At 70.9% G+C, this 21,209-nt stretch carries 21 protein-coding genes and 2 pseudogenes; 9 read left to right on the top strand and 14 right to left on the bottom strand.

Going from position 1 to position 21,209, the window contains the following annotated elements; genetic code table 11:
• Window positions 1-1,542: an AMP-binding protein gene (locus tag ABD385_RS21530; protein WP_344578575.1), complete on the top strand. Its 1,542-nt coding sequence runs from the start codon at window positions 1-3 to the stop codon at window positions 1,540-1,542.
• A 460-nt stretch (window positions 1,543-2,002) separates the two neighbouring features.
• On the opposite strand, the pseudogene ABD385_RS21525 reads toward ABD385_RS21530, so the two are convergent.
• Window positions 2,003-2,230, bottom strand: a pseudogene (locus ABD385_RS21525) (chaplin); the annotation flags it as partial.
• A 418-nt stretch (window positions 2,231-2,648) separates the two neighbouring features.
• A complete protein-coding gene (locus tag ABD385_RS21520; protein ID WP_344578573.1) occupies window positions 2,649-2,828 on the bottom strand; it encodes a hypothetical protein in 180 nt (59 codons plus the stop codon).
• Window positions 2,829-3,152: 324 nt separating this feature from the next.
• On the opposite strand from ABD385_RS21520, the gene ABD385_RS21515 reads away from it, so the two are divergent.
• A complete protein-coding gene (locus ABD385_RS21515; RefSeq protein WP_344578570.1) occupies window positions 3,153-3,443 on the top strand; it encodes a hypothetical protein in 291 nt (96 codons plus the stop codon).
• A gap of 316 nt (window positions 3,444-3,759) precedes the next feature.
• Here ABD385_RS21515 and ABD385_RS21510 read toward each other — a convergent pair whose 3' ends face one another.
• On the bottom strand, window positions 3,760-4,107 hold the full coding sequence (locus ABD385_RS21510) for a hypothetical protein (protein WP_344578568.1): 348 nt from the start codon (window positions 4,105-4,107) through the stop codon (window positions 3,760-3,762).
• 128 nt (window positions 4,108-4,235) lie between these two features.
• The gene (locus ABD385_RS21505) at window positions 4,236-4,853 is read right to left on the bottom strand and encodes a hypothetical protein (protein WP_344578875.1); all 618 of its coding nucleotides are present in this window, start codon (window positions 4,851-4,853) and stop codon (window positions 4,236-4,238) included.
• Window positions 4,854-5,566: 713 nt separating this feature from the next.
• Between ABD385_RS21505 and ABD385_RS21500 the strand changes: the two genes are divergently transcribed.
• The 3 genes from ABD385_RS21500 to ABD385_RS21490 all read left to right on the top strand — a co-directional run bounded on the left by ABD385_RS21500 (window position 5,567) and on the right by ABD385_RS21490 (window position 6,864).
• Complete coding sequence (locus ABD385_RS21500) at window positions 5,567-5,812, top strand: hypothetical protein (protein WP_344578566.1); 246 nt, start codon at window positions 5,567-5,569, stop codon at window positions 5,810-5,812.
• 320 nt (window positions 5,813-6,132) lie between these two features.
• Window positions 6,133-6,408, top strand: a complete 276-nt coding sequence (locus tag ABD385_RS21495; protein WP_344578564.1) for a hypothetical protein — start codon at window positions 6,133-6,135, stop codon at window positions 6,406-6,408.
• Window positions 6,409-6,534: 126 nt separating this feature from the next.
• On the top strand, window positions 6,535-6,864 hold the full coding sequence (locus ABD385_RS21490) for a hypothetical protein (RefSeq protein ID WP_344578561.1): 330 nt from the start codon (window positions 6,535-6,537) through the stop codon (window positions 6,862-6,864).
• 267 nt (window positions 6,865-7,131) lie between these two features.
• Here ABD385_RS21490 and ABD385_RS21485 read toward each other — a convergent pair whose 3' ends face one another.
• From ABD385_RS21485 to ABD385_RS21470, 4 genes are all read right to left on the bottom strand, one after another.
• The gene (locus ABD385_RS21485; protein WP_344578560.1) at window positions 7,132-7,407 is read right to left on the bottom strand and encodes a hypothetical protein; all 276 of its coding nucleotides are present in this window, start codon (window positions 7,405-7,407) and stop codon (window positions 7,132-7,134) included.
• Between the two features lie 133 nt (window positions 7,408-7,540).
• Window positions 7,541-8,314: a hypothetical protein gene (locus ABD385_RS21480; protein ID WP_344578559.1), complete on the bottom strand. Its 774-nt coding sequence runs from the start codon at window positions 8,312-8,314 to the stop codon at window positions 7,541-7,543.
• A gap of 591 nt (window positions 8,315-8,905) precedes the next feature.
• Entirely contained in the window at window positions 8,906-9,184 is a 279-nt protein-coding gene (locus tag ABD385_RS21475) for a hypothetical protein (RefSeq protein ID WP_344578558.1), read from the bottom strand.
• Between the two features lie 321 nt (window positions 9,185-9,505).
• Entirely contained in the window at window positions 9,506-10,006 is a 501-nt protein-coding gene (locus tag ABD385_RS21470; RefSeq protein ID WP_344578557.1) for a hypothetical protein, read from the bottom strand.
• A 936-nt stretch (window positions 10,007-10,942) separates the two neighbouring features.
• Here ABD385_RS21470 and ABD385_RS21465 point away from each other — a divergent pair.
• The 4 genes from ABD385_RS21465 to ABD385_RS21450 all read left to right on the top strand — a co-directional run bounded on the left by ABD385_RS21465 (window position 10,943) and on the right by ABD385_RS21450 (window position 15,787).
• Entirely contained in the window at window positions 10,943-12,070 is a 1,128-nt protein-coding gene (locus ABD385_RS21465; RefSeq protein ID WP_344578554.1) for a PP2C family protein-serine/threonine phosphatase, read from the top strand.
• A gap of 392 nt (window positions 12,071-12,462) precedes the next feature.
• The gene (locus ABD385_RS21460) at window positions 12,463-12,714 is read left to right on the top strand and encodes a hypothetical protein (protein ID WP_344578552.1); all 252 of its coding nucleotides are present in this window, start codon (window positions 12,463-12,465) and stop codon (window positions 12,712-12,714) included.
• Window positions 12,715-13,174: 460 nt separating this feature from the next.
• Window positions 13,175-14,875, top strand: coding sequence for an AMP-binding protein (locus ABD385_RS21455; protein ID WP_344578549.1), 1,701 nt, complete (start codon window positions 13,175-13,177; stop codon window positions 14,873-14,875).
• A gap of 234 nt (window positions 14,876-15,109) precedes the next feature.
• A complete protein-coding gene (locus ABD385_RS21450; RefSeq protein WP_344578548.1) occupies window positions 15,110-15,787 on the top strand; it encodes a hypothetical protein in 678 nt (225 codons plus the stop codon).
• 144 nt (window positions 15,788-15,931) lie between these two features.
• Here ABD385_RS21450 and ABD385_RS21445 read toward each other — a convergent pair whose 3' ends face one another.
• The 6 genes and pseudogenes from ABD385_RS21445 to ABD385_RS21420 form a co-directional block, all read right to left on the bottom strand.
• Window positions 15,932-16,309 carry an MmcQ/YjbR family DNA-binding protein gene (locus ABD385_RS21445; protein WP_344578547.1) on the bottom strand — a complete coding sequence of 126 codons (378 nt, stop codon included), beginning with the start codon at window positions 16,307-16,309 and terminating at the stop codon, window positions 15,932-15,934.
• Window positions 16,310-16,356: 47 nt separating this feature from the next.
• Window positions 16,357-16,875 (bottom strand): GNAT family N-acetyltransferase, encoded by a 519-nt coding sequence (locus tag ABD385_RS21440; protein ID WP_344578545.1) that lies wholly within the window; start codon window positions 16,873-16,875, stop codon window positions 16,357-16,359.
• A 68-nt stretch (window positions 16,876-16,943) separates the two neighbouring features.
• Window positions 16,944-17,714 (bottom strand): hypothetical protein, encoded by a 771-nt coding sequence (locus tag ABD385_RS21435; protein ID WP_344578859.1) that lies wholly within the window; start codon window positions 17,712-17,714, stop codon window positions 16,944-16,946.
• A 476-nt stretch (window positions 17,715-18,190) separates the two neighbouring features.
• Window positions 18,191-19,648: a catalase gene (locus ABD385_RS21430; RefSeq protein ID WP_344578543.1), complete on the bottom strand. Its 1,458-nt coding sequence runs from the start codon at window positions 19,646-19,648 to the stop codon at window positions 18,191-18,193.
• Window positions 19,649-19,867: 219 nt separating this feature from the next.
• Entirely contained in the window at window positions 19,868-21,079 is a 1,212-nt protein-coding gene (locus ABD385_RS21425; protein WP_344578541.1) for a thiamine pyrophosphate-binding protein, read from the bottom strand.
• A gap of 9 nt (window positions 21,080-21,088) precedes the next feature.
• Window positions 21,089-21,209: pseudogene (locus ABD385_RS21420) on the bottom strand (2-hydroxy-3-oxopropionate reductase); the annotation flags it as partial.

The raw sequence follows: 21,209 nt of genomic DNA, 5'->3' as shown, positions 1-21,209 counted from the left end.
ATGCGGACACCGATGACGATCGCGGACTTCCTCGACCGGGCCGAGTTGGGGTTCCGCACCGGCCCGGGCGTGATCGACGAGCCGCAGCAGCCCGCTCCGCCGGTGCCCACCTCCACCTACGGACGGTTCGCCGAACGCGTCCGCGCCTGGCAGGCGGGCCTGGACGCCCTCGGCGTCGGCGAGGGCGAACGCGTCGCGGTGGCCAGCCACAACTCCGCCCGACTGCTGGAACTGCTGTTCGCGGTCCCGATGAGCGGCCGGATCTGCGTCCCGGTGAACTTCCGCCTCAAGCCCGAGGAAGTCGCCTACGTGGTCGAGCAGAGCGGCGCCACGGTCCTCCTCGTCGACCCGGAACTGGACGGGGCCCTCGCCCACGTCACGGCGCGCCACCGCTTCGTCCTCGGCGAGCAGACCGAGACCGAGCTGATGCGGTTCGGCGTGGCACCGCGCCCGTGGTCGCGCCCGGACGAGGACGCCACCGCGACGATCAACTACACCTCGGGCACCACCGCCCGCCCCAAGGGCGTGGAACTGACCCACCGCAACATCTGGGTGAACGGCATGACCTTCGGCCTGCACACCCGCGCCTGGGAGCGCGACGTCTACCTGCACACGCTGCCGATGTTCCACTGCAACGGCTGGGGCATGCCCTACGTGATGGCCGGCCTGGGCGCCAAGCAGGTGGTGCTGCGCAAGGTCGACGGCACCGAGATCCTCCGCCGCGTCGAGGAACACGGCGTCACCCTCATGTGCGGCGCCCCGACGGTCTGGAACATGGTGCTGGACGCGGCGGCGACCTGGGAGGGCGCCGTCCCCGGCCGGGACCGGGTCCGCATCGTGTGCGCCGGTGCCCCGCCGCCCAGCCGGACCATCCAGCGCGTGGAGGAGGAACTGGGCTGGGAGTTCACCCAGCTCTACGGCCTCACCGAGACCTCGCCGTTCCTCACCTTCAACCGCACCCGCCCCGCCGACCTCGACCTCCCCGCCGAGGAGCGGGCCCGCAAGCTCTCCCGCGCGGGCCTGCCCGCCCTGGGCGTCACGCTCGCGCTCTCGGACGCCGGCGAGGTCCTGGCCCGCTCGAACACGGTGCTCAAGGGGTACTGGGAGAAGCCGGAGGAGACCGCCCAGGCGCTGGCGGACGGCTGGTTCCACACCGGCGACGGCGGCACCTTCGACGAGGCCGACAGCCACCTGACGATCTCCGACCGGAAGAAGGACGTCATCATCACCGGCGGCGAGAACGTGTCGTCCATCGAGGTGGAGGACACCATCTTCAGCCACCCGGCCGTCGCCGAGGTCGCGGTCATCGGCGTACCGCACGAGAAGTGGGGCGAGACGATCAAGGCCCTGGTCGTCCTCGCCGAAGGGGCGACGGCGGCGGAGGCCGACATCATCGCCCACTGCAAGCAGCATCTGGCCGGCTACAAGGCCCCGACCTCGGTGGAGTTCCGGGACGCCATTCCGCGCACCGCCACCGGCAAGATCCAGAAGTTCAAGCTGCGCCGGCCCTACTGGGCCGGACTCGACCGGGGCGTCAACTGACGCCCGGTCAGTGCACCGCTCCGGGGGCCCGGGGCCCCCGACCGGCAGTTCACCACCGTCGGCGGTGAACTGCCGAGGAGCACCAGCCGTAGCCCGGGCCGCGAAGACCCGGGCTGCGGTGCGAACTTCGAAACGTTCGGGCGCGAAGCGCGCGTCCCGGTTCCCGGACGCGCGCCGCCCCGCCGTTTCCCGCTCAGTGGTGAGCGGTGCGACGACCCCGGCGGTACAGCAGGACGCCACCCATCAGCAGTCCGGCGCTGGTCGCGATGGCCAGGCCGGTCTCCGCCCCACCGGTCTTCGCCAGCTGCGGGCGAACCGGAACGTTGCGGTGCTGCCGGTGCTCAGGCGCGGCGACCGGCGCGGCCGGCAGGTGACGCCGGGCCACGGGGGCCTCGTGGTGCACCTGCGGCTTGCTCTCCTGCATCCTGTGCTGGTGGTGCCGCACGTGGACTTTCGACACGTTGGCGCAACGGTTGCCGAAGGCGGGGTTGAGCGCTCCGACCACATCCACCGTGTTGCCGCACACATTGACCGGGATGTGAACGGGCACCTGGATCTGATTGCCGGAAAGTACGCCCGGAGATCCGGCAGCGGTGCCATGGGATCCGGCGTCGGCCGCGGACGCTCCCGCTCCTGCGAGCAGCAGACCGCCCGTGGCAACCGAAGCGGCAATGACCTTTTTGATCACGAGACTCCTCCTTGACAGTGCGGTCACATCCGCGGACCGCACACCACACAACGACGCTGAACGCAGAAAGATCCGAATGCATCATTTCGATCACTCTTTCAGCTTGCTGCGTATGCCTACTCGGTGGAATGTGCAGGTAGATATTTTTGTATGCCAATGCATTTCGCATGATGAGTGGGTCACCGAAAAATAATCGCGAAAAAGTGCTCGCGGCAATAGCGGCGAACTCGTGGAAAACCTGGAATCACAAAAGTCGCGTGGGGCGGGTGGCCGGTGGTCCGGCGTCCGCGGGCCGCGGAGCGCAGCTCGACGCGGCCGTCGCGACGGCACCGGACGGCGGGGCGCCCTGAGCCGGCGTGTCCCGATTCCCGCCGGTTTCACGGGGCTTCTCAGGGCGCCCTGGCCGGTTCGGGACGGGTCAGTTCCGGTTGAGCAGCGGCAATCGGCCCACGTGCAGCGGGCCGATGTCGCTGGCGACCTTCAGGGGGTCGCCGAGGACTCCGGTGACGCTCGGACCGGTCCCGTCGGCGTGGGCGGGTGCGGAAAGGGCCCCGGCGAGGGCGAGGGCCCCCAATAGGGCGGCAAGGGCACGGCGCATAGCGGCTCCTGCTCCATTCGTGGTGGTGACGTGCAACTGGCACCGGCCACCCTGGCAGCAGTGCATCGCAGAAAACCGGAAGACGTTGCGGCGCGGAGGACTTGCCCGAGGTAATTCGGCTGAACAGGGGAATTTCCGGCCGGCGGCCACTTCGCCCGAAGGTCCTCGGTGCCGCAAATTCGGTGCGTGCCAAGGAAATCAAGAAATCTCGATCATACAATCCGGCGCGTCGTTCAACGACTTCACGCACATTTCCTATTAGCCTCACCAACTGTACGAAGTCGTTACCTGACGACCTCAACCGCTCAATTCACCGGAGAAGAAATGCGCAAGCTTCACAAGGCCGTTGTCGTGGCTGCTGTCCTCGGTAGCGTCGGTTTCCTCGGCGCCAGCACCGCCAACGCCGATGGAGGGGAGGGCGGCGGCAAGGCCCGCTTCGACATCAAGCAGAGCGCCTCGTGTCGGTCGCACGACACCAACGTCGACGTCCTCGGCGAAGTCGGGATCGCCAACGGCCTGGGCGGCAACCTCCTCGGTGGCGAGGGCTCGCCCGGCGCGCAGAGCACCCACATGGGTTCGTCGATGGGCTGCAGCAACGACGCATTCGGCAAGTAACCGGAACGAAGAGGGGTCCCGGCGTCCACGCGGACGCCGGGACCCCTCTTCGTGCGTCCGGGCACCGCTGCGGTCGGCGGCTCCGGCAACATCGGACACCGCCCGTCCAACGGGCCCCGGAAGCCCGGCCGTTGCGTGCCGAACGCCCCGCGGCGTCCGCCGCCTCCCGGACGAGAGGCGGCGAGCCGGCGGGGGCGGATGGACGGACGGCAGCGACACGCAGAAGCGGGGCCGGTCGCCGAGCGGCGTTCCGACCCCGCTTGGGTCGTCACCGGGTGCGGGCTCGCCGCCACCCGGTCAACGACCGCGTGCGCCGTTAGAAGTCGGCACGCGGCCGCTCGAACCCCTTGGGCAGCACGAAGTGGTTGGAGCAGTTCATCCGCGGACCGATGTCCGTGTGCTCCCGGCTCGCCAGGCCGGTCTCGGGCCACACCACGCGCTGCCGGGCGGCCGTCGAGCAACGCTGCATCTGCCGGATGACGACGCGGTCGCCGTCCTTGGTGCGGTAGGTCCCCTCGTTCTTGTGGACGCAGGTTCTGTCGCCGGCGGCGCCGCGGCTGCACTCGGCGCCGTCCGTGGCGTGCGCCTGGGGAGCCACGAGGCCGGCCGTGGTGAGGCCGCCCATCAGTGCCACGATGGTTGCGATCTTCTTCCGACTGAACATGGACTGCGTTCCTTTGTGATCGAGGCCGGGCGCGGTGCACCGCGAACGGGCCCGCGCCCGGGCCCTGGACATGCCGAAAGGGGTTCTGGTGCCCGGGCCCGTGGGCCGGACACCAGAACCCCGAGGTGTTACTTGTTGAGGGCGGAGTTGTTGCAGCCCATCCGCGAGCCCTGGTGGGTGCCCTGCTTGCCGGGGGAACCCTCACCGTTGAGCGCGTTGCCCAACACGCCGTTCAACAGCCCGACCTGGCCGAGGACGTTGAGGTTCATGTCGTGCGACCGGCACATGGTGTGCTGACCGATCTTCACGTCCTCGTGACGCTTCTCGGCGGACTGCTGGACGGGTGCCTGCTGGACGGTCGCCTGGGGGGCGATCTGCGGCGCGGGCGCCTGCTGCACCGGCATCTGCTGCACCGGGGCCTGGGGGGCGATCTGCGGGGCAGGGGCCTGCTGGACCGGAGCCTGCTGCACCGGAGCCAGCGGGGCGGCCTGCGGGGCAGGGGCCTGCTGGACCGGCTGCGGGGCGGCCTGCGGAGCCGGAGCCTGCGGGGCGGCCTGCGGGGCGGTCGCCTGGGGGGCGGCCTCCTGGTCACCGCGCTCGCCGCCGGACGAAGAGGCCCCGGCGGCCGAGACGGCCCAGGCGTTGGCCTGCGGGCCGTACCCGTCAGCGAAGCTGACTCCGGCACCGGCGGTGGCGAGGCAGCCGATGGCTGCGACGACGATGGCGACTCTCTCAAGTTTGCGCATGGAACCCTTGATCCTTGGTTGCGGGGACGGGGATGATGCCGCGACTACTAAGTGTGAGGATATGCACACTCAACGTAATCAATCGTGGATTTCGCCCTCTACACTTTCCGTGTCGTTCCCGCAACAGGAGGAACTCTCCCTTACGTCCGTGACGCGTCGAACCCGGCGTGCTCCGCCGTCCCGGATGGCGAGCGGCGAACTCCCGTGCGGCATTCCGGGCGATTGCCCGGAGGTGCTCAACGAGCTTGTTTGGCAAGCGAATTGAGGTCGAAGCGATGCAATGGCAACCCGGCTGTCGATTCGCGTGACGGCCTGCTCGGCATTGCCTGGCGAACCCTTCTTCTGTGCTCTGCGGAAGGTGAACGAGGTGGGCCCCCAATAGGGGCACGGGAGCGGCTCGATACTCACCCGTTTGCCGTGAGTGTCACCGCCCTCGGCGCATGCCAAAAGATCGCGCCCGCAGGGTCGGCGGTCATGTGAAGCGGGGCGCGGTCGAGATGCTTGATTAGCCCGCCGGTGTGACTATCGGGGTTCCATAAAGGCGGCCCGGAGTGCGGGAAACTCGCAGCTCAGAGCGGTTTCTGTCGCCTTTTCTCGTCTTTCGACACAGGGCGCGCAACGGAGTGGAACCCCCAGATTGGCGACTGCTAGTGTGCGCGCAGTCACAGCCAGCAATTAGGGCTTAAGTAGAGGTACGAAGGGTCGAGGGTTCCATGCGCAAGCTTCACCAGGTCATGATCGTCGCCGCTGCGGCCGGCGGTCTGTCGGCCGCCGGTGCCGGAATTGGCACCGCCTACGCCCACGATGGCGGCAGGATGCACAAGAACGATCTCTTCCGTCCGTACCAGGAGTGCAGCCCGCAGACCTTTGCCGAGGCCAATCTCCCGGTCGGCGTGCTCGCCGTTCCCGAGACCTTGGGCACCACCTGCGGTCAGTTCAACCACGCTTTCACCAAGTAAGGCGCGTCGGGCGATCGCGCCCGGCATCGCTCGCGGGCCCTTCGGGAAATGCTTCCCGAGGGGCCCGCTCGCTTGTGGCGGAACAATTGCTTCGGGCCGGTGCGGCCGAACGGGTGATTCGCTGCGAGGAGCTCGCGTACGGCTCGGCCCGTTGAATGCCCAAGTGGGCCGGAACTTGCCATGGTTGCAAGGGCCAAGTCCGCTCCATCGGGTCGTACCATCCGGCGCGTCGCCCAGCAACTGTGAGTCTTTCGTATTAACTATCAGCAACTGCACGAAGTCGATCGGTAACCGATCGTTTCCGCTCACATGGAGAAGAAATGCGCAAGCTTCACAAGGTTGCTGTCGTGGCCGTCGCGCTGGGCAGCGTTGGCTTCTTCGGTGCCGGCACCTCGTACGCCATGGGTGGTTCGGGCGCGGGTATCGGCCAGGGTTCCCAGTGCCGGACCCACGACCTGAACGTCGACGTCCTCGGCGAGGTCGGCATCCTCAACGGAGTGCTGGCCAACGCACTCAACGGAGAGGGCTCGGCCGGCGCCCAGGCCACCCCGATCGGCTCGGGGATCGGCTGCAACAACAGCGCCCTCGGCAAGTAGCAGAGAAGGGGTCCGGCGGCCGGCCCACGGGTCCGGGCGCCGGACCCCTTCCGGCATCCCAGGGCCGGGCGCGGGCCCGTTCGCGGTGCACCGCGCCCTGGCCTCGATCACAAAGGAACGCAGTCCATGTTCAGTCGGAAGAAGACCGCAGTCGTCGTGGCACTGATGGGCGGCCTCACCGCGGCCGGCCTCGTGGCTCCCCAGGCGCACGCCGATGCCACCGGGCTCTGCACCCGTGACATCCAAGGCAACGTCACCTGCCTCCAGCGGACCACCGGTACCAACGAGGACGGCAGTTATACCCTCAACCAGCAGCAGAGCTGCGTGCCGACATCGCCGGTGACCCTTCCGGCCCACGGACTGCTCAACCCCGGGACCACGCAGGTCGGTCCGGCCATCACGTGCAACAACTCGGCGCCGGTGCCTGCCGGCGACCAGATGGCCCCGATGGACTGAGCCGCTGCGAGGAGCCGGGGTGCGGCGGCCGGCGCGCGAGCGCCGGCGTCGAGCCGGTTGGAGGGCGGTCTGCTTCCCGCTCCGCCCGAACGAGGGGTGACGACACGGCACACCCCGTCAAACGGCGCATGGCCGGACCGAGTTGCCTGAGGTCCGGCCATGCGTCGCGTGCGGGATGCGGGCGGTTCCGCGCAAACCAAAGGCCCCGGAACCGAGTGGGTGGCTCGGTGCCGGGACCGGATCAGTTCCAGCGCGGGGGAGCGGGCGTCAGAAGGCGTTGTTGTCGCACTTCAGGTTCGCGCCCATGTGGGTCGGCTGCGAACCGGGCGAGCCCTCGCCGTTGAGGGCGTTGCCCAGGGTGCCGTTGAGGATGCCGGCGGCGCCGAGGACGTCGACGTTCATGTCGTGCGACCGGCACTCGGTGCCCTGCCCGAGGCCGATGTCGTGCCCCGGCTCGCCGTGGGCGTGGGCGGTGCCTGCGCTGAAGGCGCCGACGCTGCCGAGGGCGGCAGCCACGATGGCGGCCTTGTGGAACTTGCGCATTTCTTCTCCGGTGATCGAGCGGTTGTGAGGTGTTGACTGGGCGGCTTCGGCCGATGCCGGGGCCGCACGGGAGGTGCCGCGCCCCGACGCCGGTGGCCCGGAAGGGGAAGCGCCTTGTGGTGGTCCTGGTGGATCAGGCCATGCGGGGCAGGTCGAGCGCACCCAGCGGAGGGGCTGCCAGTCGCCCGAGCCCGACCGGGTTCACCTGCGGGACGTCCGGCGAAACCAGCGGGTTGACCAGCGGGTTGACCTGGGGGTTGATCTGCGGGTTGACCTGCGGCGCGGGTTGCGGCGAGAAGACCTGCGGAACGGCGACCTGCGGCGCGACCTGCGGCGTCACCTGGGGCGCTGCCTGGGGCGCGACCTGCGGGGCGGCTTGCGGTGCGGCCTGGGGAGCCGCCTGCGGTGCGGACTGCGGGCCGCCCGGGGAGGTGGAAGCCTCCGCGGCACCGCGCGACGTGGCCCACGCGCTGGCGTGCGGGCCACCGAACTGCGGTCCGTACTGCTGCGAGGCGGGTGCCTGGGGGGCCGGCTGCGGGGCGTACTGCGGCGCGGGTTGGGGGGCGTACTGCTGGGGTGCGGGGGCGTACTGCTGCGGAGCCGGCTGCTGGGCGTACTGCGGCGCGGGTTGCGGCGCGGGTTGCGGGGCCGCCTGCTGCGGTGCGGGGGCGTACTGCTGCGGAGCCGGTGCCTGGGGGGCCGGCTGCTGGGCGTACTGCGGCGCGGGTTGGGGGGCGTACTGCTGGGGTGCGGGGGCGTACTGCTGCGGAGCCGGGGCTTGCGGAGCGGTGGGCGTGGTGGCGCCGTTGTACCCGGCCGGAGCATCGGCATAACTCACGCCGGCGCCGATGGTGGACAGACCGCCAGCCGCTGCGACGACGAGCGCGATCTGATGAAGCTTGCGCATGGAACCCTCGGCCCTTCATTACCTGTATGGAAAACTGATTACTTATCGCTGTCGTGAGTGTGCGAACAGAGGTAATCCCGGACTTCACGCCTTGCGCACCACGTGCAAGTCCAGGACGGAAGCCGTCCGTCGGACCGCGGCAACGCCCGTCGTCAGGCCCTCCAACGGCCTTCGGTAGCGGCGGCGCAGCCCGTCACCTCTCCTCCGCATCGCGTCGGACAACCTCGTCGACATGGTTGCCGCAGGCCGCCCCGGAGCCCGGACGAAGAGGTCCTGGTCGGCGGCCCATGGGTCCATTCGCTGTTCTCTCCCAGCGAGGAACGGCGAATTGCCGCTGACAGTAACGGGAATCAAAGGATGGTCACCCATTTGCCCGCCGGTGTGCATCAATTGGAGTGCCCGCGCTGTGCCGGAACGGCGAACCGGCTCGGCAGCGAGCCACGCACTCGGCAACATCGGTATGTTTATCGGTAATTACTGGACGGGCGGGACGGTGCGGCCGTGAAAGAGAACGCAAAAAAAGGTTCTCGACGCCGGCCTTGCGGCTCGGCGTCGAGAACCCTATGGGTGACCTGCGTGGTTCCTAGTGGCTCAGAGTGCGCTGTTGTTGCAGCCCATGGTCGAGCCCAGGTGAGTCGACTGCGCGCCCGGCGAGCCCTCGCCGTTGAGCGCGTTGCCCAGCAGGCCGTTGAGGATGCCGACCTCGCCGAGGACATCCACGTTCAGGTCGTGCGACCGGCACTGGGAACCCTGCTTGATGTCGAACTGGCCGCCGCCCTGGCCGCCGAGGGCAAACGCGTTGCCGGCGCCGAGGAAGCTGATGCTACCGAGAGCGGCAGCCACGACCGCGGCCTTGTGAAGCTTGCGCATTTCTTCTCCGGAAGTTTGAGCCGATGTGGACTGCAATCTGCAGATGTGATCTGCGATGTACCGACTTCGTACAGTTGGGAAGGCTAATACGAAATACCAATCGACCTTGAGCGACGCGCCGGATTATGCGACAGAAAAAACGGAAGTTGCCCCGGAACCTGAGCAGTTAAGGACCGGGGTTGAGCGGGAACGGGCCGAAGTGCGCGCGGTGTTGCCTCTTTGTGGGTGGTGCGGAGTGGGGGCGGGCGGCTGGTCGTTCACGAAGGCCCTTCGAGGGAATTCCCCCGAAGGGCCCACGGCGGCACGGCCGCTGCGGCCTCCCTACCTGGCGGTCGCGAAGGCGTTGGCCTGAGTGTTGTTCTGGGTGCAGGAGAAGCCGTGGGTCTCAGGCGTGGCCAGCAGACCGATCGGCACGTTGGCGTCGAGCAACGACTGCGGGCTGCACTCCTGGTACGGGCGGAAGAGGTTGTTCTGGTCCTGCGGTCCGGACTGCGGCAGCAGTCGCGCCACCTGCGGCGAAAGCTGCGGGTTGAGCTGCGGGTTGAGCTGCGGCGACACCTGCGGGCCGGCCTGCGGACCGGCGGGCTGCTGCGGCGCGGCCAGCTGCGGGGCCGCCTGCTGCGGGCCGCCGTGCGTCCCGTAGGTGTGGGAGGTGGCGCCCGAGGCGGTCCAGGCGGCGGCCTGGGGGCTGTCCGGTTGGGGAGCGGTGGGCGTCGCGGCGCCGTTGTACCCGGCCGGCGCGGCCTGGCTGGCGCCGGCGCCGATGGTGGACAGACCGCCAGCCGCTGCGACGACCAGCGCGATCTGCTGAAGCTTGCGCATGGAACCCTCGGCCCTTCATTGCCTGTATGGAAATCTGATTATTTATCGCTGTGTTGAGTCCGCGAACGGGAATTCCCCGGGATTCGACGTGTGCGTGCCCTGCGTGAATCCACGGTGGGAGCCACCTGATGGACCGCGGCCACGCCGATCGTGAAGTCGCCCGCGCGGTCACGGAGTCGATGGCCCGATCCATCGCCGCTCCTTCGACTCGCGCGGGACGCCCGTCGACGTCGATTCCGCGGAACGCCCGCCACCGGGGAGGAAAGGGCCGTCCCGGCCGGCAGATCCACGAGGTCCATTCGCTGTTCTCTCCCAGCGAGGAACGGCGAATCCGCGTCCCCGGTAACGGGAATCAATGCACGGTCACCCATTTGCCCACCGGTGTACGAGCTTTGCGGCGGTGGCGCCCTTGCCTTCGCGCGGCGAGGCGTTCTCGTACCGCAGGGGTGGGGCGAATGGTTTATACGACTGTCCGAAGTCGTGGCATTCGGCGCGGGGAGGGGAGCGGAGAGGGGGCCGGCCCGGAGACGTAGCGGTCGGGGAGCGTGGCCAGGGGAGGCGACGGTCAGCGTGGAAGGGCTGACAACACGCTGACCGTCGCTGTTCTCCCACCTGAAAGAACGTCGTCATCCTAAGCCACGGAGGTGCTCGCGGCCCTGGCCGTGGGCGGGCGGGTTGGGCGGGGGAGCGGAGGGTGCGGCGCCGGCTCGGCGCGGGTTTTCGTGCGGTGTTCTTTGGCAACTCGTCGAGGAATTCCCCCTGTTGTGGTGGGCGTGGTGTGGTGGTGGGGCGGAATTGTTGGGAGTTCCGTGTCCGGGGCCGGTGGGGGACGTCCTTGTGGTGTCGCGGATATCGTCCGGGCGAATGGGAGCATGGGGTATGCCCATGCGACGGCTGACGCGATTGCACCGACGACCTGACGCATGGCGCGGGCTGATGCTGGTTCCGCTCGGGCTGATCGCCGCGGTTCTGGTGGCGGATGCCCTTTCCCCGGCGGAAGTCCACCTCAGGCCGCTGCTGGTCGCCGCCCCCGCCCTCACCGCCGCCTTCGCCGGACCCGGCCCGACCGCACTCATGGGCGGCCTGGCGGTGGCGGCCGAGTTCGGCGTCGCCGCGGGCCAGGGAGTCCTGGGCACGGGAAACTTCGCCGCGCAGATCAGCGCCCTGATCGTGGTGTCGGGCTTGGTGTTCCTGTTCACGGTGGTGCGGGAGCGCAATGAGCGGCGGCTGTCGCGGAGCCGTTCGGTGGCCGCGGTGGCGCAGCAGGTGCTGCTGCGGCCGTTGCCGGCGCGCAGCGGGGACTTGGAGTTCGCCTCGCTGTACGTGGCGGCGGAGGAGGAGTCCGAGATGGGGGGTGACCTGTTCGCCGCGGTGCGGACGGCCACCAGTACCCGGTTGATCGTCGGGGACGTCCGCGGCAAGGGGCTCCCGGCGTACAGTCACGCGGCGCTGATCCTCGGTGCGTTCCGTGCGGCGGCGCACCGGCAGGCCACGTTGCCCCGGCTCGCCCGCCATCTGGACGGCGCGGTCCGCTGGGACACCAGTCAGTGGGACACGGCTCCCGCGCGGCCGGCCACCGACCCCACGTCGGGTACCGCACCGGCCGATGCCGATGCCGACTCCGACGCCGCGGAGCTGTTCGCGACGGTCGCGCTCTTCGACGTTCCCGACGGGCGTCCCGAGCTGAGTGCGATCAGCTGTGGGCACCCGCCCGCGCTGCTGCTGCGGGACGGCCGGGCCCACAGCCTCGCCCCCGGGCGCTGCGCCCTGCCCATCGGGCTGGGGACCTTCGACGGCCCGCAGGACTACGACGTCGACACCTTCCCGTTCCTCCCCGGTGACCTGCTGCTCCTCTACACGGACGGGGTGATCGAGGCGCGCAACGCGGCCGGTGACTTCTATCCGTTGACCGAACGGGCCGGTGCCTGGAGCGGCAGCAGCCCCCGGTGCGTGCTCCGCCGGCTGCGGGAGGACCTCCTCGCCCACACCGGTGGCCGCCTCACCGACGATGCCGCGGTGGTCGCGGTCCGCCGCCTGCCGCCGCCCGCAGCGTCGGACCGGTGACGTCGGGCCGGTGACGTGAGGCCGGTGGCCTCGGGCGGGCGGTCGCGCGGCATACGAGTGAGGGGTGGGAACGGCCCGTCCGCTCGGTGTTCCTGACGGTGCGGCAGTGGAGCGGTCGGTGCGGGCTCGGGAGGGCGCCGCGACGGGCCGGGGCGTTCGGCGGGCGGAGCCGACGAGGCGTCACCTGCGGCTACTGCAATCGTGAAACGGGCTCCCCGCCGTCGTCCCACCCCCGTGGGCTGCGCTCTTTGCCCCGCGGAGCGCGGCGCCGCGGGCGGTGCCGGGCCCCGGATGCCAGCGTCGATGAGCGATATGCAGTTAATCAGATTAATCTCCGATATCAGCGCGATGTGGATCTTTGATGCTCGCTTCACTCGAACCAAGGAGGAGAAATGCGGAAGCTTCGCAAGGCTGCTGTCGTGGCCGCCGTTCTCGGTAGCGTCGCCTTTCTCGGTGCCGGCGCCGGCACCGCCAATGCCGCCGAGGAAAGGGGCGGCTGGGGGTGCGACGGCCAGGACCTGAATGTCGACATTCTCGGCCAGGTCGGGATCCTCAACGGTCTGCTGGGCAACGCCCTCAACGGTCGGGGAAACCCGGGCGCACAGATCAGCCCCATGGGCACCTTCTGTGGCGGTGGTCGCTAGCCACGCGGGTCACCGCAACGGGTCTCGGTGCCCGGGCCACTGGTCCGGGCACCGAGACCCGTTTTCGGCTGTGCCCGTATCCCTCTTCGGGTGGGGAACGGGTAGGCGAGCCGAGGGTGCTCCGGGGGCGTTCGACGCCATGCTGTACGCGGCACGTACAGGGTTGTTCGCGGGGGTGGATTTTCCGCGCCGGCGGGCAATCTTGCGGGTGGATGACCGCGATGGCCCACGACGGGATTGGGGAGCAGCCGATGAAGGTGTTGGTGCATGCGCTGGGGCAGGCACCCTCGGCGGGTGGAGGGGCGGGCACGCCCCTGGAGGGCGCTTTGGACGAGCGCGGCCGGTGGGTGGGGTGCGGCGAGTCGCCGACGACCGGCTCGGGCTCGATCCGCCGCGGCGTTGTGCGCGAGCGGACCGGGCAGGGCGGCGGCGGTGCCGCGTACGGGGAGGGGAGCCACCGGTGACCGGTCGGTCGGACATCGAGCTGTCGTACGCGAGCGGGGCGGCGGACCGGCCGCTGCTCGGCCGGACCATCGGCGCAGACCTGGCCCGTACCATCGCCCGCCACGGCGACCGCGAGGCGCTGGTCGAGGTGGCCGGCGGCCGCCGCTGGACCTACGCCGAACTGGGCCGCGCGATCGACGAGGTGGCGCTCGGGCTGCTCGCCAAGGGCGTCGGCAAGGGCGACCGGGTCGGCATCTGGGCGCCGAACTGCGCCGAGTGGGTCCTCGTCCAGTACGCCACCGCCCGGATCGGCGCGATCCTGGTCAACGTCAACCCGGCCTACCGGGTCCACGAGCTGGCGTACGTCCTGCGGCAGGCCGGCGTGACCGTGCTGGTCTCCGCCGTCACGCACAAGACCAGCGACTACCGACGGATGATCGAGCAGGTGCGCGCCGACTGCCCGGCGCTGCGCGACGTGGTCTACCTCGGCGACCCGACCTGGGGCGGGCTGCTGGCCGCGGGTGCGGCGGTGCCGCAGACCCGGCTCGTCGCCTGCGAGAAGGCGCTGACCGCCGACGACCCGGTCAACATCCAGTACACCTCGGGCACCACCGGCTTCCCCAAGGGTGCGACCCTCTCGCACCACAACATCCTCAACAACGGCTACTGGGTCGCCGAGACGCTCGGCTACACCGAGCACGACCGGGTCTGCCTGCCGGTGCCCTTCTACCACTGCTTCGGGATGGTGATGGGCAACCTCGGCATCACCACGCACGGGGCCTGCATCGTCATCCCGGCGCCCTCCTTCGAGCCGGCCGCCACCCTCCGCGCCGTCCAGGACGAGCGCTGCACCTCGCTCTACGGCGTGCCCACCATGTTCATCGCCGAGCTGAACCTGCCGGACTTCGCCGACTACGACCTCTCCTCGCTGCGCACCGGCATCATGGCCGGCTCGCCCTGTCCGGAGGAGGTGATGAAGCGGGTGGTCTCCGAGATGCACATGGCCGAGGTGTCGATCTGTTACGGCATGACCGAGACCTCCCCGGTCTCCACCCAGACCCGTCGGGACGACGACCTCGTCCACCGCACCGCGACCGTCGGCCGGGTGCTGCCGCACATCGAGGTCAAGGTCGTCGACCCGGCGAGCGGGGCGACGGTGCCCCGCGGCACCCCGGGCGAGCTGTGCACCCGCGGCTACGGCGTGATGCTCGGCTACTGGGAGGACCCCGAGCGCACCGCCGAGGTCATCGACCGGGCGCGCTGGATGCACACCGGGGACCTGGCGGTGATGAACGACGACGGCTACGTCCGGATCGTCGGCCGGAGCAAGGACATGATCATCAGGGGCGGGGAGAACGTCTACCCGCGGGAGATCGAGGAGTTCCTCTACTCCCACCCCAAGATCGCCGACGTGCAGGTCGTCGGCGTCCCGGACGAGAAGTACGGGGAGGAGATCGCGGCCTGCGTCATCCTCCGCGACCCCGCCGACCCCCTCACCCGCGACGAACTGGCCCGCTACTGCCGTTCCCGGTTGGCGCACTACAAGGTGCCGCGCTATCTGGAGATCACCGACGCCTTCCCGATGACCGTCAGCGGCAAGGTCCGCAAGGTCGAACTGCGGGAACGGCTCGCGGCGAAGTGGGGGACGCTCGCCCCGCCGGCGGCGCCGGAAAACGCCGCCGAGCCGGCCCGGGAGGACACCCTGGACACGGTGTGACGCGTTGAGCGGTGCGGGGCCCAACACCCCGTGCCGCACGGGCAGTTCGTCCGGACCCGGCCGCCGCCTCGCGGTGGCCGGGCCGCCGTCGTTCCGGGCCGGACCGGCCGATAGGGTCCTGACCTGGCCCGTTCCCGGTTCCGGGGAGGGGTGAAAGGCCGTCAACCAGGCCAAACTTCAAGGCCGTTCACCAGGACGGGAATCCCGCGGGATTCCCGTCAAGAGGGGACATTCATGACCCGTATCGCTCGTTGGGCGACCACTGCCGCCGCCGTGGCCGCCGCCCTGGGGAGCTTCGCCGCCCCCGCCTACGCCGACGTCGTCCAGCCCGGCAGTCCGGGCGGTCCCACCCGCGAGGTGCTCACCGCCGGCTGCGCGAGCGGCGAGGACGCGGCGACCGTGGCGCCGACCGTGGTCGACGCCGACAGTGCCGCCAGCTTCTACCGCTGCGACCCGGTCACGCACCGGGTGGCGGCCCAGGACGGGCACGCGACCTGCGCGCCCGGCGGTCTCTTCGACTGGAACCGGGGGCTGTGCGAACCGGCCGCCACGGTGCCCGAGATGGCGACCCGGCTGACCGCCGGCAAGGCCACCCTGTCCACCAAGCCGCTGAAGGTCATCGGACTGCACGCCACCCTGGTGCGGGCCCGTGCCGCCGGCCCGCAGGACGCGATCTGGAACGCCACCATCACCTTCAAGGACACCACCGGCAAGGTGCTGTGCGTGGCGAAGACGGACGTCGCCGGTCGGGCGTCCTGTGACGCCGAGCAGCCGCGCTCGGGCGCCGAGGTGCTCAGCGGCGGCTACACCGCCGAGTACGCCGGCAACGGTGCGGTGAACGGCGGCTACGACACCGTCGCCCAGGCCACCGCACAGGGCGGCATCCGCGCCGTCCTGCCGCCCCAGGTCTGACGGACCGTCGGCAGCGGTGCCCCGCGGTCGCCTCTGACCGGCTCGGCGCGGCCGCCCGCTCCCGCGGGTGGGTGCGCCGGACCGGTCCCGGTGGGAGGAGTGAGCGCGGGGGGCCGCGTCGCGCGCCGGCCCCGCGCGGCCCGGTCAATGCCGCTCGCCCGGCCAGTCCAACAGCAGCCGCTGGGCGCGCGGGAGCGAGGCGACGACCAGGTCGTAGGAGTCCTCGATCAGCTCCCGCACCATCCGGTCCGGGAGGGCTCCGGTCAGTGAAACGGTGTTCCAGTGCCGCTTGTTGAGGTGGTAGCCGGGGATCACCTCGGGGTGCGCCGCCCGCAGCCGCTGGGCCAGCTCCGGGTCGCACTTGAGGCTGACGGTCAGCGGCGCCGCGTCCAGTGACGTCAGCGCGAAGACCTTGCCCCCGACCTTGAACGTGCAGACCTCGGGGTGCCGGGGGAAGGGGTTCTCCTCGGTGGCGCCGTTGAACCCCAGGCAGGCGGCGCGGAGCGCTTTCGCATCGATCACCGGCACATTATGGCCCCAGCCGCCGACATCGCTGACGGTGCGTCACATCAGGCCGGTGGGACCGCTTCCCGGCGCATGCAGACCCGCGGCCAGCGATCCAGACCCAGCTCCGCCTCGTGGGCGCGGATCGCCCGCAGCCCCGGCGTCAGCGCGGCGTCGGCGAGCCGGCGGAACCCGAGCCGGGCGTAGTACGGGGCGTTCCAGGGGACGTCGGCGAAGGTGGTCAGGGTCAGCGCGGGCCGGGCGCCGTCCCGTTCGGCCCGGTCGATCAACGCCCGGCCGATGCCGCGCCGGGCCCGCCCGGGGTGCACGGAGACCTGCTCGACGTGGCAGCAGCCGTCGACCGGGTCCCAGAGGAGGTAGCCGCACGGCGCCTCGTCCGGCCGCGCACCGTCGTAGGCGGCGAGGGCCCGGCCGGCCCGCCGGTACTGCGCCAGCAGTTCCACCGGCGGCGGTTCGTCGTCCGCGATCCGCGCCATGCCGAGCGCGCGGAACGGCTCCCCGGCGGCGCGTTCGAGGGCGCGCAGGGCCGGCAGGTCGGCGGGGTCCGGAACACGGATGATCATGAGGCCAGTGTCGCGGGTCGCGGCGCGCGGGGCGAACGGGTTTCCGCCGCGGGGGCGCCGCGGTGGGCTCAGCCCGGCGGCCGGGCGCCCTGGGTGATCAGTTCGTCGGCCGCGTCGTTGACCGGCTGCGGGGTGCCGGTGAGGTCCATGACGAACAGCGGGACGTGCAGTTCGTCGGCGCGGGAGCGGGCGTCGCGGGCGTAGCCGGCCAGGGAGAAGAAGACCGCGACCGCGGAGTCCACCAGGCCGTTGAGCCAGACGCACTCGATCTCGCGCAGGGTGGTGGCCCGCGTCGTCGGATCGACCTGGGCGACCACGCCGCTGCCGCGCAGGTCGACGCCGGCGGCGGTCCGCTCCTGGGCGCGGGCGACGTCGGTGAAGCCCAGCCACTTCAGGTACTGCGCGGCCGCGGTGATGCAGTCCCGCGCGGTCCGGATCGTCACCGGGCGGAACGCCGGGCGCTGCGGCGGCGGACCGGTGGCCGGTCGGGGGCGGGCCGGTGGAACCGGGGCCGACGCGGGCGGGCGCGCGGTGGTGGGGGCCGCGCCGGGCAGCTCGGACGGGAGCGGTGCGGTGGGCGTCGGGGTGACCGGTACCCGCACGACCGTGCCGCAGGCGCACCCGCTCTCCGGCGCCGGCCAGGCGTCCTGGCGCCCGCAGACCTCGCACCGCACGTCCACCCAGGACGCTTCCCAGGTGCGGTGCAGTATCTCGACCGGCACGCCACCGCGCAGCACCGGCAGGGTCAGCGGGGCGCCGCAGGCGCAGGGGAAGGTCGGCGGGGTGAAGGCGTTCTCGCGGCGGCACGTAGGGCACCGCACCGGCACGCTGTCGGCCATGGTCGGCTCCAGGCAGGTCGGGCAGGCTGTCGGTCGGCTCTGCTTGCCGTCCATGGTCTCGCCCCGGGGGCCCCTCGGGGGCGAGAATGCGCCGAGAGGTCACGTTGGGAGGCGGCGGAGGGGAGCACGGGGGGCGCGGGAACGCCACAGGGCCCGGAATCCGTGACCGTACGGAATTCCGGGCCCTGTGAGTGGTTCCCGTCCGACAGTGCGGGAGTGGGCGCGACGGGACTTCCCCCGGCTACTGCCGGGAGATACCCCCGCACCGTCGGACGGAGTCTGGGGGAGGGGTGGGTGGTGCGGGGCAGCAGGCGGGCTCCGCGGCGGGGAGGCGGCTCGCCCTCCTTGACGGGCGAGCCTGCCACCGCACTGGAATCTCCCCGGGATCCCGCGGAGCTCCGCGCTACTTCCCCGTACCGGCCGACCACCCCTCAACGGGCCGACCGGTACGGGTGCGCAAGGTGACTGACCTCCCGTCAGTCCTCGCGCAGCTCGCGGACGCGCGCCTCGACGCGCTTGCCGTAGTCCTGGTCGGCGGCGTGGAAGTGCGCGAGGTTCTTCTCGATCACGTCGTCGCGGCTGACCTGGGAGAGACCGCCGGCGATGTTCTCCACCAGGCGCTTCTTCTCGTCCTCGGACATCAGGCGGTAGAGCTCACCGGCCTGGAAGAAGTCGTCGTCCTTGGTGTGCGCCGGGGCCTCGTGGGTGCCGACGTAGCCGGAGACGGCCAGCGGGGCCGACAGCGGCTGGTCGGTCTGGACCGGGCCGGCGTACGAGTTGGGCTCGTAGTTCTTGGCCTGGCGGTCGTAGCCGTTCGACGCCATGAGGCCGTCCCGGCCGTAGTTGTTGACGGTGGTCGCCTTGGGGGCGTTGACCGCGAGCTGGGTGTGGTTCACGCCCAGGCGGTAGCGGTGCGCGTCCGCGTAGGCGAACAGCCGGCCCTGGAGCATCTTGTCCGGGGACGGGCCGATGCCGGGAACGAAGTTGTTCGGCGAGAACGCGGACTGCTCGACCTCGGCGAAGACGTTGTCGGGGTTGCGGTCCAGGACCATCCGGCCGACCCGCTGCAGCGGGTAGTCCGAGTGCGGCCACACCTTCGTCAGGTCGAACGGGTTGAAGCGGTAGTTGGCCGCCTCGGCCGCCGGCATGACCTGCACGTACAGGGTCCAGGAGGGGTACACGCCCCGCTCGATGGACTGCAGCAGGTCGGTCTGGTGGCTGTTGGCGTCCTTGCCGACGAGGTCGGCGCCCTGGTCGGCGGAGAGGCTGCGGACGCCCTGGTTCGTCTTGAAGTGGTACTTGACGAAGAACGCCTCGCCCTCGGCGTTGGTCCACTGGTAGGTGTGGGAGCCGTAGCCGTTCATGTGGCGGTAGGAGGCCGGGATGCCGCGGTCGCCCATGAGCCAGGTGACCTGGTGGGTGGCCTCGGGGGCGTGCGCCCAGAAGTCCCAGACGTTGTCCGCCTCCTGCTTGCCCGTGAACGGGTCGCGCTTCTGCGAGTGGATGAAGTCGGGGAACTTGATCGGGTCCTTGATGAAGAACACCGGGGTGTTGTTGCCGACGAGGTCGTAGTTGCCCTCTTCGGTGTAGAACTTCAGCGCGAAGCCGCGCGGGTCCCGGACGGCGTCCGCGCCACCGAGGCTGTCGGCCACGGTCGAGAAGCGGATGAAGAGCTCGGTCCGCTTGCCGACGGTGCCCAGGAAGTCGGCCCGGGTGAAGCCGGTGACGTCGTCGGTCACCTCGAAGTAGCCGTACGCGCCGGAGCCACGGGCGTGGACGACGCGCTCCGGGATGCGCTCGCGGTTGAAGCGCGCGAGCTTCTCCAGCAGGTGCTGGTCCTGGAGGATGATCGGGCCGCCGACGCCGGCGGTGGCGGAGTTCTGGTTGTCGGCGACCGGGGCGCCGGACTCGGTCGTCAGCGTGGGCTTCGACATGGTGACCTTCCGTACGAGAGCGCGGAAGTTGGCTTCCGCATGTCGGAGCGTAGAAAGCGCTCCGACCAAACGTCAACAGTTTGTTGAAACTATCTGTGGTGTTCACGGGTGGGTATTCCGGACGGTGGCCGCGCCTGGGCGCGACAGGACAGGTGTCAGCGCGACCACCGCCCGGAAGCTTGTTGTCGGCGGGCCCGGGAGAACCCTTCGGCGACGGGCTCAGGTCCCGTACGCGCGGGTCGGCACCGGCTCCACCGGCAGTCCGTCGTACGCGTCCGCCGCGCGTGCGGTGCGGACCTCCACCAGGACCGGGCGGCGGGTGGAGACGGCCTCCTTGCGGGCCCACTCGACCGCCGAGCGGAACTCCGCCGGGTCCACCACGTCCCGGCCCGCGCAGCCGTACGCCTCGGCGAGCTTCACCGGGTCGGTGAACGGATCGGTCTCCGCGGGGTCCCCGAGCAGCACCACCACGAACGGCACTTCGTACTGTGCCGCCGCGGCCAGCTCGCCGGCCGTCAGCGGGAAGCCGCTGCCGTCCACGACCACCACGACCTCCGCCGACCGCTCGCCCCGGGAGTCCAGGGCCGTGCGGACCCCGATCGCGGTCGGCACCTCCCAGCCCGGCGGACCGCTGCGACGGGGCACGCGGTGCCGCTGCGCGGCGTCGTCGCCGGGCGCACGGACCTCCGGCAGACCGCTGACGACGTAGGTGTCCGCCGCCGGCCGGGCGGCGAAGACCTCGGCCAGCTCCGCCAGGGCCCAGCGGGTCCCGGCGTCCGCCGGGTCGGGCGGGACGACCAGGGGAACCACCGCTCCCGGCGCCGGGGACCCGACGCCGTCCACCAGGGCCGGGCCGGCACCGGGAGCGGAGGGGTGGACCGGACTCGGGCCGCACACGATCTCCGCCGCGGCCAGATCGGCCGGGACGTCGATCAGTACGGGGCCGGGCCGGCCCTCCCGCGCGATGCGGAACGCCTCACGGAAGGCGCCCGGGATCCGCGCGGGGTCCTCGATCCGCTCGGCACGCTTGGTGACGGCACCGGCCAGCCGGACCAGGTCCGGCGGTCGGTACCCCGCGTGCCGCAGCGGCAGGGCGGGGGCCTGCGGCGCGGACGCCTCCCGGCCGGTGATGCACACCAGCGGGACGGCGTCCTGCTGCGCCGCGTACAGGCCGCTGAGCAACCGGACCGCTCCGGGTCCGGCCGCCACCGCGGCCACGCCGACCTTTCCGGTCGTCCGGGCCCAGCCGTCGGCCATGTGCGTGGCGCCCTCGGCGTGGCCCGCCGACAGGTGGGCGAGGCCACCGGTCCGTTCCATCGCCGCGTACAGCGGCAGCAGTGCGGGGCCGGGGCAACCGAAGACGGTGTCGACGCCCTCGTCCCGCATGATCTCAACGGCCGCCCGTACGGCGGGAATGCGACGTGCCCCCATGATCGGGTCTCAGCCCTTGAGGTCGTATCCGGAGAGGCGTTCCACGCCGCGCAGGAGGGCGGAGTGGTCCAGGCCGCCGTCGCCCTGGGCGCGCAGGGAGGCGACGAGGGAGGCGACGACGGAGCCGACG

This window comes from Streptomyces lunalinharesii (assembly GCF_039532155.1).
Lineage (GTDB): Bacteria > Actinomycetota > Actinomycetes > Streptomycetales > Streptomycetaceae > Streptomyces > Streptomyces lunalinharesii.
This window is presented reverse-complemented; position numbering and strand designations above follow the sequence as displayed.